Below are 13,635 nucleotides of genomic sequence, written 5' to 3'. Positions count from 1 at the left end.
CAATTCACTTAAACTCATCCTATTTCCTAGTTTTGTTGAACGGCTTCCGCTTTTCCATCTTTAATGATGACAGCAGCCGCTTCAACAACTTCAGAAGGAAGTGTTAAACCTAGCTTATTCGCGGTATCCATATTAATAACGAGCTCCATCTTATCAGGAAATCCTACCGGGATCGTATTAATATCTTGACCATCTAAAACATCTGCAATCATCTCGGCAGTATCGATCCCTAACTGATATTGATTAGGACCGAGTGCCGCTAAAGGACCTGAAAGAACCGCATCCGTATCTGCAACAAAGACCGGTTTACCCGCCTTAATACCGGCAATAACAATACTCTCTAATGCTGCAAGTGCGGTGTTATCGCCATAGATAAAGATCGCATCTGTCTGATTTGCAAGGCGTGTTGCCGCTTGAGGAACATCTGCTGTACGGTTGACCGATTGGGTTACCACCTCTAAACCAAAATCGGGTGCTGCTTTTTCAAGATCTTTCAATTGAGTAATGGAGTTTGCTTCACCGGGATTATAGATAAAACCGATCTTCTTCATCTCGGGGAGAACTTCTTTAAACATGGCCAGTTGCGGCGCAACATCAACATAATTAGACATTCCTGTCACATTATTATTGCCATTTTCAAGCGCCGGCACTAAGCTCGCACCGACAGGATCGGTAATCGAGCTAAAGACCATCTTTGTTTTTCCTTCCATTGCAGGTTTTACTAAACTCTGCGCTGAAGGGGTACCAATCCCGACCGTCACATCTGCATTTTGTGCGACAAACTTCGTTGAAATTTGTGCCGCTAACGCCACGTTTGCTTGAGCAGATTCAACGATAAAATCGAGATTCTCCCCTTCAATATATCCTCGCTCCTTAAGACCATCACGAATGCCCTTTGCAGTGGCATCGAGTGCCGGATGCTCTACAATTTGATTAACATAGACCTTCTTCATCTCATCTGCCAATGAGATTCCGGTTGCCAATGTGGCACTTAATAGCACTGCAAGTAACTTTTTCATGATCGCTCCTAATGATTATTTTGCCTCCGTTTTTTGAAACTTTAATGCTTCTTTTAAAACGGCTTTAGTACTGCTTTTATATTATTGAGTAGCTTAAAGATCTTCTGCTTAAGCTTAAATTTTTTGAATCTTCTCTAGAATCTTCTTTCAAATCTTCTTTTAAGGGTTCTTTTGAGTGTTCTAAGCTTAACCCTCACCTCTCTGTACTACCGTGGTGATACAGTATTACAATTCCCAAATAGTGTCAATCTTTTTCCTCTATTTTCAATCGCTATCGATCCTTGCCAATCATAGAATCAATCGTAACAATCCTAACAAGCGCAACAATTGCAACAATTGCAACAATTGCATTAATGGAAATTAATGGCAATCGAATGTGATCGAATGGCAATCGATCACATTCGTTCATAAAAAAGAGCCGATAGCATCACTACCGGCTCTTCTCTCTTACGAAGGATCATTACGCCTTTAGGCAACTTCTGGTGATCGACCCTTAGTGACGATCAAGTAACAATCAAGTAACGATCAATCACAAGTCTTCCGATCTCTTTCCGATCTCATTAGAAATCGTAACGAAGCCCAACGGAGATCGTTGTGTTGTGGTAGCTATTTGAACCCTTACGGTAGCCCACTTCACCCCAGATATTGAGATCTTTTTCCACTTTACCCTCAAATCCAAGCTTCATCTCCCCCACATTCCGTGTCCCTTTCTGCTCAATCTTCGTCTCATCAAAGTAAGTGTAGAAAGGTTTAGAATTATGGTAGTAGTTAAGCTCAAGATAAGGGGTCACAAGATGACCGCTCTCTAACGTCTTCTCCATAAAGAGTCGCGCACCTAGGCGGGTCTCAATATTATTTTTACTACCTGAGATATGAGTGCCGTAGTGATCTGTCAGGCTATCCATCTTCGCGCCCATCCAGGTAATTTGTGCCTGAGGTTGCAGATAGAGAGATTCCGCCAATTGCCAGGTATAACCCCCTTCAAGAGAAGTGATCAAGCCTTTAGTCTTCATGGTCTCTTCAACAAGCTCATCTCCAGAAATCTTATTTCTAAAGTGAACATATTGTATCGAGCCATCAAGATAGAGACCTTCTGTCACCTTATCCCCTAATGTGGCGTAAAGACCGAGGCCAAACCCATGACTGCGCCCTTTTGCCGAAAGTCCTGTTGCTGCTTGACGGCTCTTAATCGAGCTATGACCATATGCAGCAAAGAGTCCAACTTTGACCGGCATCTCTTCGATCTGAGTCTGCACAATATCACCCCCGAGCATCATGCGGAAGCTGTCGATTGTGGTTCGATTATGTTTTCCATCATCATAAAACTTCCCAAAATCACCGCCCATAATGGTCCAGAGACGACTTGAGGGGTCAAGATAGTTTCGATCTGCCAACTGATGGGTGAAGAGTCGGTTTGCCACATCCAATCCTCCCGTATAAGCCGCTGTTTCTGGTCGATAGAGGGGCTTACCGCCATTTCCTCCACCGCCAGGATTTTCACCCCCTTCATTGAGAGTAACTAACCACCAGTTACCATCGGCCTCCTTCTTTAAGATGTAATCAAAGGCTCCACGAACGGCGCGACCTTTCTGGGTGAGTTCTAAGGTATTGAGATCCCCTCCGATCGTCACCACTTCTACCTTCTTCGTTCCATCTGCAAGTTGGATCAGATCCTGCCCTTGCATATCATTGACTTGCAAGGAGCTATCCCCTTCAGCATTGCCGGTAATAATAAGGCGTCCTGCCTCTTTGCCATCACTTGCGATCAGGATGAGACTGCCCTTTTCTGCTGTGAAGTTGCCATCAACCGTAAAATGCCCAAGGGCTTCACCAACAGACCTCGACATCGTACTGCCAACATTTAATTGCCCTTGTAGAAGGAGATCCCCTTTTAGAGCGCCGTAGCCACCTAGAACGCCCCTATCCATAACGGTTACTTTGCCATCACCATTGCCATAGAGAGCATCTTTAGTGATATTGATCCGACCATTTTGGAGAGTCGTATCGACACCGACATTATGAATGCCTTCAATCGTCAACTCTTCATCCCCGCTTTTACCTGCAAAGATAAAGGTACCTGCAGCGCCTAAAAGGGTTCCTCCCTTCAGAGTACTACTTTCACGGACAGTGAGTTCCCCACGACGAATATCGAGTGTTGATCCCTCTTCAATCGCAAGTGTATCAACAATCTGCTTCTTCTCACTGAGATCAAAGGCCCCTTTATTCGAGATTGTGAGATTCCCCGCTTGTCCAAAGACATGATTCATCCCTGCAGTGATCGATGTTCCATCAATCAATGTATTGCCGGTATAGCTATTCTCATTCCCTGATAGCGTGATTGCTTCACTGCCCTTAAAGATAAATCCACCTTTACCAACAAGTTCTACCCGCAGATCTCGAGCATCAGTATTCACATTTGAGGTGTCCGATAAAACAACAATATTCTTATCCTTAAATGCTTCAAGCTCATCAAGCCCATAATTGAGATGAATTCCATGCTCATCGGTCTTCAAGCCATTAAAACCATAATAGGCTTTACCGGCATTGTTCTGAATAAGCGCGGTACTTTGACCCACATTTTTCGATTCGATCAACTTCCCATCTTTATCTGCTAAGAAGATCGCTTCAAAATCGGGATTGACCACACCATTATTATCTTGGACGATCACTTGACCAGAAATTAAGGTCTCTCCTTTTTCTCCAAACTGCTGATCGAGGAAAGAGATCTTCTGATCGACATTACCTAAATCCTTATCGTGAACCGGAATGATCGCGGGATCGACTTGGATCTTATTCTGATCTCCTCTCAATGAAATAATATCTGTGACTGTTAGATGATTGAAACGCTCCTCCCCTGTAACAGTATTAAGCGTCATCACCCCTTGATCAAAGGTGAGATTTTTCAGCGATTTCCCATCTTCCATCAAAGTCGCAGAACCGCCAATCAAGCCAAGTGATGCTTTTTCAAGGGTCGATAACCCATTATTATCTAAGGCTAAGTCTCCTTGTTTGACATTAAAATCGCCTACAAAATTATCGGCAGGATCTTTCTTCAGAGCGATCGTGTCTTCGGTGCCAACATTGATCATTCCATTGCCGGTAAGACCATAGTTGATATTGTAATCTCCTTGCCGATCCGTCACTGACCATGTAGATCCTTCAGCAAGATTGAGAAGCCCGTCGAAGCCATCATGCTCGCCGGTTACATTGAGCGTATTGCCATTGAGTTGGATCGTACCAGCACCCGCAAAAACATTCTTAAAATCACCACTGACAGTGCTATTGTCAAACTTGAGGATTCCATCTACATTCACCACACCAGTTCCGAGATTCCGCAGACGATTAACATTTGCTTGAGCCTCTTTCCCAATGTTAATAGTTCCAGCATATTCGCTATTATTGCCTAAGAGATTGATCTCTCCTTTGTTGAGATTCAGTCTATTATTAGCATCTTCTCCGGTAAGATTATTGGCAAAATCGCCACTACCATTGATATCAATTTTATTTGCTTCGGCGAGATGAATATCACCTTTACCTAGTCCATCAGCATTTGCTAAGGTTGCCGCAACTTTACTACCTAGATTGATAGTTGCTGAGAGATTAGCATTCCTTGAATCCACATTAAGAGATCCTTTTTCCACATTGAGTGTTGAGCTACCATCTCCGGTAATATCCCCGGCAATGGTATTCGCCCCATTTGTCAATGATAGCGTACCACCTGCAAGATCAAGCTTCGATTTTTCATCAGCCGTTAACTGATCAGCACGTTGCGCAAAGCCCGCAAGATTGAGTGCACCGCCAGTGAGAACCAATGCCCCTTTTTCACCGAGAGCATTGTCGGCACCGAGATTAACAGATCCCTCCTTAATCGTTGAAGCACCTTGGTAATCATTCTGCTGACCTGTAATGGTAATCGCTTGATTGCCAGTATAGGTAAAGCCTCCCTCACCTGTGAGCTTCACCGAGAGTGTTGTTTCCGTTGAGTTTTGACTATCAATGGTGACCCCTTTATCGACATTCGCAGAGAGTGCAGCTAAACCATAGCCGGCGTGAATACCGGTATCATCGGCAACAAGCTTACTGTAATCGTAGATCGCAACCCCATTTTCTTCCTGCCCAACAATCGCTTTTTGGACATCGAAGATACCGCTCACGATATTCCCCTCGCTATCCACTAAAGTGATTGAATCACGATCGCCGGTGGTTTTACCTTTGGCAAAGGTTTCCCCTAATGAGAGCTGATTCTGTTGATCAAGGAGCGTACCTTCTGGCTGAATCCCCTCAACTGCCTGCCCTTTTCCTAAGAGATCTTTATTATCGATCTCTATCTCGGTATCTCCTTGGAGCACAATACCACCGCTTGCAGTGAGGATATTGAACTTCCCATCTTGGTCTGTCACTTTTAGGGTACTGTTATCGAGGGTGAGAGAACCGACAGTTAACGCATTCTCAACAGTTCCTTTGGTATCTTCTAACAGATGAAGACCAGCTTCCTTCAGTGCTTTCTCTGCAGTGGTATTGAGCACTAAATTCCCATTATGTACTTTGAAATGCCCTGTGTAATTTTGGTTTTCAGTTTCATTTTTAAGAGTGATATTTTCTGCAGAAGCAACATTGATCGTACCATCACCGGTAAGCGCATAATTGATGTTGTAACTCCCTTGTTGATCAGTCACGGACCAAGTGGCATTATCGGCGAGATTGAGTAAGCCTGTAAATCCATCGTGTTCACCAGTCACATTGAGAGAATTACCTTTAAGTAAAATCTCACCATCACCTTTAAACTTATTTGCTAAATCGCCTGATGCTTCAGAATTAAAGACAAGATTACCGGCAACGCCGATTACCCCAGTTCCTAAGTTATTCAGTGCATTGACATTTGCTGTCGCTTTTTCAGCAATATTGATCGCGCCTTCGTAACTGCTATTATCTGCACCGAGATCGACAGCTACTTTGTTACTATTCGCATTGATATTGAGCGTATTTGAAGTATCGCCCGTTAATTGATTCTTAAATTCACCACCACCATTGAGGTTAATGATGTTACCGCCCTTATTCAATGCAATAGTGCTTGCCCCTAAACCATCCGCTTTCGCAAGATTTAATGTCACTTTCGTGCCAAGATTCACACTGCTTTTAAGTTCACTATTACTTGAATTAACATTCACAATCCCTTGATTGATATTAAGCTTAGAATCTTGAGTGCCTAATAATGATCCTGCAATTATCGATGTTTTGGCATCTAAAAGCGTTAAAGTTCCTTTGTTAAGGTTAAGCGTCGAGCCTTCGTTAAGATCGAGCTTGTTGACCTTTTGGGCATATTGATCAAGATCGAGTTTTGCCGCGGTACCATCATTGGTTCCAAGAGTTAATGCACCCACATGGCCAAAGATATTGTCACTTTTTGCGGTAATATTCGCGCCCATTATCTGGGTATCACCTTGATAATCATTATCAAAACCATCGATTACAATCGCTTTATCCCCTTTAAAGATAAATCCGCCTATACCAGTTAATTTCGCTCGAAGGATATTGGATGTAGTGGTATTCTCATTCGTTGAATTCACTTCAATATTCTTATCTTCAAAAGCATTCAGCACCGCTAAACCGTAATTGAAATGAATGCCATCATCATCGGGACGAAGTCCATTAAAGCCAAACAATGCAGTTCCACTCCCATCTTTTAAGTCTTGGGAGCTCATTGGAACATCTTTCGCTTCAATCAAGTTTCCATCTTTATCGGCAAGGAAAATCGCACCATTTTTCTTATCTACTTGACCTTTAACAACTGTTTCACCCGAAATACCATATTGTTGCTCAATAAAGGAGAGCGATTCTAATTTCTCAAGTGCATCTTCGTCGAATTCTTTACGCACAATGGAATCTGCCGAGTCAACTTTTATATAGTTATCTTGCCCAATAAGTGTCACTTTTTCAGAAACAGAGAGGTGATTTAACCGATCCCCATTATTAAACAGTGCAAGATAGAGCGATCCGTTATTAAACGTTAGATTTTCTACCTTTTGCCCATCAAGCATGAGATTCGCCTGCCCACCTTTTAAGCCTAAAGAGGCATTAGTGAGAACATCAAAACCTGTTTGATCCAGTAATAGCTGTCCTTTAGTAACATCAAAGTTCCCTGTAAACGATTTTTCGCCGGCATTTTTAAGCGCAATGATCCCGCCGGCATTCATGACTGCTGTCCCATTACCGGTAAGTGCATAGTTGATATCGTAAGGATCTTTTTGGGTCACACTCCATATTGCTGTTTCACCAAGATTCGCAACACCGGTAAAACCTGCATGATTACCTTTAATATTAAGCTTATTATCGGTTAATGTGACAGTTCCTGCACCTTTTAGCATATTATCGAGATCACCATTGACACCCTCATTGAAGTGTAAGGTGCCATCAATCCCTAATAGCGCTTCACCTAAGTTATTGAGATTCGTTACATTCGCTTTAGCATTTTCGGCAATATCGAGCGTTCCAGAATAGGCACTATTATCACCTAATAAGGTCACATCACTATCTGTTCCTTGAATATTGAGCGCAGCACTGCTATCGCCCATTAACTCATTCGCAAAGTTACCACTGCCATTGACATTAATAACGCTATTTTCAGCTAAATGGATCTTCCCTTTTCCAAGCGCATCTGCTTTCGCTAAATTGGCAATCACGTGAGAACCTAAATGAACCTTTGAGGCTAGCTCTGCATTACTCGATGTAACATTTAACGCGCCCTTCTCAACGGTGAGGGAAGATTGATCTGTTCCGCTTAAAGCGCCTTCAAAAGTAGAATCTTGCTGATCAGTCAAGGTTAAGTGACCACTATTGAGATTGATTGTCGACTCTTCATTTTGCGTTACACTATCAGCTACTTGGGAAAACTTGCTTAAATCAAGACTGCTAATACCGGTAAAGATTAATGCACCTTGCTGACCGAGCGCATTATCTGCACCGAGCGCGACTTGACCCTCGGCAAAAGTGGAATCTCCTAGGTAATCATTATTTTCGCCAGTAACTGTGATCGCTTTATCGCCGGTATAGGTAAAGCCCCCTTCGCCGGTAAGCTTCACAAAAAGTTTCTGCTCTTCAGCACCGGTACTATCGATTTTGATCGAGTGATCCTTATTTGCCGAGAGCGCTTTGAGCCCATAACCTGCGTGAATGCCGATATCATCAGCGACTAATCCGGTATAATCATAGATGCCATCGCCGGCAATTTCCTGCCCTTTGAGCTGAATATGAATATCCTTGACTTCGGTAATCTCATTACCATCCGCATCGATCAGGGTAATCAATTTTTTATCCCCTGAGGTTTTTCCTTTGGCAAAGAGCTCACCGAGATTGGCGATATTTTGTTGATCTAATAATCCTTTATCAGTATCAATCTCTGCATTACCTAAGAGATCTTTATTATCGATCTCAACTTTCGTGTCTCCTTCGAGAACAATACCATTCGTTGCGGTGAGAAGATTAAACTTGCCATCTGTTGCGGTGACTTTCAAAGTACTCTTATCAAGTTCTAAAGAACCCACGATTAAGTCATTCTCAACCGTTCCTTTTGTGCCGGCTAATAGATGGACATTACCCGTTTTCAGCGCATAACCTGCTGTGGTATTGAGCACTAAATTGCCTTGATGAACATTGAAATTACCGGTGTAGCTCTGATTCTCATTCTTGTTATTAAGTAAAATATTTTGCTCGGCACCCACATTCATGGTGCCACTGCCCGCAAGCGCATAATTGATATTATAATCACCTTGTTGATCCGTCACTGACCAGGTCGAGCCTTCAACAAGATCGAGAAGACCTGTAAACCCATCATGTTTACCTGTCACATTGAGCATATTACTATCGAGTGCAATGGTACCTGCGCCAGCAAAAGCATTGTTAAGATCACCTGAAGCCTCACTATTGAAGGCTAATTTCCCGGCAACACCGAGCAAACCTGTCCCTAAGTTATTAAGCGCATTCACCTTCGCTGTAGCGTCTTTAGCAATATTGATCGCGCCGGCATAGCCGCTATTGTCAGCCACAAGATCAACTGCCACTTTTCCATCATTAGCATTGATATTGAGTGTATTAGTAGCATCGCCCGTTAATTGATTCTTAAATTCACCGCCGGCATTGAGATTAATCGTATTACTGCCCTGATTCAATGTAATGGCACTTGTACCTAAAGCATCTGCTTTTGCAAGATTGAGCGTCACTTTCGTGCCAAGATTCACACTACTTTGAAGCTCACTATTACTTGAATTAACATTCGCAATCCCTTGGTTGATATTGAGTTTAGAACTTTGAGAGCCTAATAGAGATCCTGCAATTGTCGATGTTTTGGCATCTAAAAGCGTTAAAGTTCCTTTGTTAAAATTAAGCACCGAGCCTTCGTTAAGATCGAGCTTGCTCACCTTTTGGGTATATTGATCAAGATCGAGTTTCGCGCCTTTCCCGGCTTCAGTTGTCAGCGTTAATGCTCCTTGCTGACCAAAAATATTGTGGCTTTTTGCAGTAATATCGGCACCAATAATATTGGTATCGCCTTTGTAATCATTGGCAAAACCATCAATGACGATCGCTTTGTCCCCTTTGAAGATAAAGCCCCCATCGCCGGTCAGTTTAGCGCGGAGAATATTCGAGATTCCTGTCACATTTTCTGTGGTAGATAAGACCTCGATATTTTTAGCTTGATAAGCTTCTAATACGGCTAACCCATAGTTGAGATGGATTCCTTCATCATTAGATAAGAGCCCATTAAAACCATAGTAGGCTTTCCCATTCCCACTTTGAAGCACCCGGTCACTCATTTCCACATCTTCTGCACGGATATAATTCCCATCTTTATCTGCCAAGAAGATCGTGCCGGCAGTTTTATCCACCTTACCAAAAACAAGCGTTTCCCCAATCACCCCAAATTGCTGATCAATAAAAGAGGGTTTTCCAACAAAACTCGAGCCCCAATCAATATCGTGCTTCTCCACTGATTTCGCAGAGTCGACTTTAATCAAGTTATCTTGCCCGACAAGTTTTACCCCATCCGTTACATAGAGATGATTGGATCGTTCTCCATTATTAAAGGGAGCAAGATAGAGAGAGCCGTTATTAAAGGTTAACTGCTTCACTTTCTGCCCATCAAGCATCACATTCGCCTGTCCCCCTTTTAAGCCTAAAGAGGCATTGGTTAAAACATCAAAACCCGTTTGATCAAGCTGTAATTGCCCTTTAGTCACATCAAAAGTTCCGGTAAAAGATTGATCTCCGGCATTTTTAAGCGCAATCATCCCACCGGCATTCACCGTCGCCGTTCCATTGCCCGAGAGCGCATAATTGATATCATAATCACCCGCTTGGGTAACGCTCCAAGTGGCTTTTTCACCTATTCTTGCCGTACCGGTAAAGCCTGTATGATCCCCTTTAATCGCTAGTTGATTATCGGTTAATGTGACGGTTCCAGCACCTTTAAAGGCATTATTAAGATCACCATTGACACCACTATTGAATTGTAAAATACCTGCAACGCCGAGAATCCCCGTTCCTATATTATTAAGTACTGTGACGTTCGCTTGTGCTTTCTCGGCAATATTGAGCTCACCGGCATAATCGCTATTATCCGCGGTCAACGTGACTGCCCCATCTGTCGCATTAATATTGAGTTGGTTAGAGCTGTCACCCTGCACACGATTAGCAAAATCGCCGGCACCATTGATTGCGATCTTATTACTACCTGCAAGATTGAGGTTTCCTTTTCCTAAACCATCCGTTTTTGCAATCATTGCGGTTACATTGGACCCAAGGTTAATATTGGCTTCTAATGCACCGTTACTGGAATTAACGGTTAAAGCGCCTTGATTGAGGTTTAAACTCGAATCTTTTCCACCCTGTAACTGTCCATCAATCAGGCTCGCTTGATGATCTGTCAGATTGAGCGTACCGCTATTGAGATTAAGGATTGAATCTTGCGCCACTGTTGTGAAACTTGCACTCTGTGCAAAAGAGGCTAAATCGAGGTTGCTTTTTCCTATTAATAGGAGGGCTCCTTGTAATCCAAGGGCATTATTCGCGCCTAATGCCACTGAGCCATTATCTAATATGGAATCACCAAGATAATCATTCTCACTATTGGTCACTGTTATTAATTGATTGCCAGTATAGGTAAAACCACCATCGCCGGTGAGTTGTACAAAGAGATTCTGCTCTGTTGTATTCCCACTATCAATCGTTACTGATTGCGCTTTAATAGCCGAGAGCGCTGTTAAACCATACCCGGCATGAATTCCCGCATCATCGGCAACAAGGCGACTATAATCATAAAAGGCGGTTCCTTTATTCTCTTGCCCAACAATAGGCTTAGAAGTTTTAACCACATTAGTTATCGCATTACCGGCACTATCGACTAATGTGAGCGACTCTCGACCTCCTTCAGTTTTACCTAGTGCAAAGGTCTCACCAGTCACCACTTGATTCTGCTGATCGAGGAGTGTTCCTGTCGGTTTGATATTATTGATCGCCGAACTTTTTCCTAAAAGATCTTTATTGGCAATCTCCACCTTATTGTTACCCGTCAGAGTGATACCTTCGGTGGCTGTAATAAGATTAAATTCACTATTTTGATCATGGGTAACAACAAGTTTTCCATCACTTAATCCCAATGTACCCACCGTAACATCATCCTCTACGGTTCCTTGAGTACCTTGATTAATATTCAGCGTTGCTTGGTTAAGGGCATATCCTGCCTTTTTATTTAAAACAGCATTCCCTTTTGTAACATTAAAAATACCAGTAAAATCCTGTTTTTCAGTCGTATTATTAAAATAAATATTGTTCTCTACACCAATATTCATCGCCCCCTTACCAGCAAGCGCATAATTAATATTATAATCTCCTGCTGAACGACTTACATTCCAACTACCGTCAACATTATTAAGATCTAATACCCCTGTAAATTGATCATGATCTCCTGATGCGACAATGTTATTTTCACCAACTTCTGTTGCTCCTTTTCCTTCAAGATTACTGACAAAATGAGAAATCTTACCATCTACAAAAATCAATTTGTGATCATTAATCACCGTACTTCCAACGGTACCTAAAGCATCATTTACTGCCACTTTTGCTGTACCGGCAGAATGGGCAAAATCAAATGTCACCTTTTTCCCAGAAGCATTTTCAACTACCACAGGGTCTGTTGCCTCCATAATATGGAGAAGACCTTTGAACTGATCTTGAGCCTTATTAAAGAGATAATCTTCCCGAACGGTGACAGTGCCATTACCGATCAATTTATTCAACAGTGTTGATTGGACAGGATTCTCCTTACCCCCACTACCATCGCCCATTAACTCAATCAATGCAGAATCATGCATTGTGATGTCAACGGATCCATAAGCATCATTTCGATAGAGTCGTAAAATTGCAGAATAAGGTTTTACCCCATTGCTCCCAACTGCAACATCAACATCACTTCCAAGCACAAATTTGGCATTAAAGTCTGGATTTGCGGTGAATGCAGTTAATCGACCTGCTAAAAAATTATATTTATTATTTATGCCTGTCGTTTTCAGATGTAGATTATCATTTGAAATATCAGAATAACTGTCCCAGTTCGTTAATTCTTTAACATGTTCAAGATCATTAATGTTAATTGCAGAATTACCTCTTAGATGAATCGTACCTTTTACTTCATCACGATAATCATAGGTATAATAGACCGTGTTTCTTCGCGTTTTTTTAGTATTAAGTATCGAATTTTCTAGCGTAATCGCACCGTAGAGATCGATTACTACAGCACTTGCATTGAGCTCCCCACCATTAGTCATCTCAACGATATAATTATTGTACTTCTTATCTGGGTTATAACTACTAATTCTGCCAAGATACATAAAGTTATTGACGGTTAGAATACTATCATCAACTTTAGTATAAAAATTCCCGGAGCCTTCACCGATGAGTGATTGAAACTCACCATTTAAAACTAATTCACTCTTATTTTTTAAGCTTAAATTAACAGTATTATCTGAACTTCCCGCCTCATATTTCCACGTAAGATATGCATAAGGTTTACCTACATCAAAATTCAACTTCAATTTTTGATTATCCATCACTAATTGATCTTTAGTAGTGTAAGTGACAGTGTTACTACCAATATCCATTTCAGTGACCCCCGATGCAAGAATATCCTTCAACTCTATTCCTAAACTGAACGTCGGAAATCCTAGCACCATTAATGAGGTAAGTAGGGTCGCTATCGGGGTCTTTTTAAAAGTAAATGAAGAACTTGTAGTGTTCACCGAAGTAGTCCGTGAAAATTTGTTTTTCGCCAACTCAGAAGCAACAACCCATATTCTTAATGCTTTATTCCAAACAACTTTATAAATATTACGATTCATACCATTAGACCTCATCAATCTTAGATCGCTTAGTGGATCAAAGTGCCTTAAGTTAGTTAAAAACAGCCTCTAAAGAATAGAAACTATTGAGAATACGATTACGATAACAATCATTTGTTAATATGTAAGTATTTATTAGGGGATAAGAATATTATTAAAGATAAATTTAAAACAATACCGCCAAAACACAAACATATGAAAATATGAAAATATGAAAATATGAAAAG

Annotated in this window: 2 protein-coding genes; both read right to left on the bottom strand. The window is 41.7% G+C overall.

The features are described 5' to 3' along the window. Positions 1 to 26: 26 nt before the first annotated feature. Positions 27 to 1,019, bottom strand: coding sequence for an ABC transporter substrate-binding protein (locus B9T19_RS02550; RefSeq protein WP_094567015.1), 993 nt, complete (start codon positions 1,017 to 1,019; stop codon positions 27 to 29). Between the two features lie 560 nt (positions 1,020 to 1,579). After that, the gene (locus B9T19_RS02545) at positions 1,580 to 13,408 is read right to left on the bottom strand and encodes an autotransporter outer membrane beta-barrel domain-containing protein (RefSeq protein ID WP_158214334.1); all 11,829 of its coding nucleotides are present in this window, start codon (positions 13,406 to 13,408) and stop codon (positions 1,580 to 1,582) included. Between the last annotated feature and the right edge of the window lie 227 nt (positions 13,409 to 13,635).

It is taken from the genome of Ignatzschineria sp. F8392 (genome assembly GCF_002252045.1).
Lineage (GTDB): Bacteria > Pseudomonadota > Gammaproteobacteria > Cardiobacteriales > Wohlfahrtiimonadaceae > Ignatzschineria.
Note: the sequence above shows the minus strand (reverse complement) of the source record. Positions and strands in the feature narration are given on the sequence as shown.

Coding starts and splice junctions, on each gene's coding strand:
- B9T19_RS02550 (WP_094567015.1), bottom strand. CDS start 1,019: ATGAAAAAGTTACTTGCAGTGCTATTAAGTGCCACATTGGCAACCGGA.
- B9T19_RS02545 (WP_158214334.1), bottom strand. CDS start 13,408: ATGAATCGTAATATTTATAAAGTTGTTTGGAATAAAGCATTAAGAATA.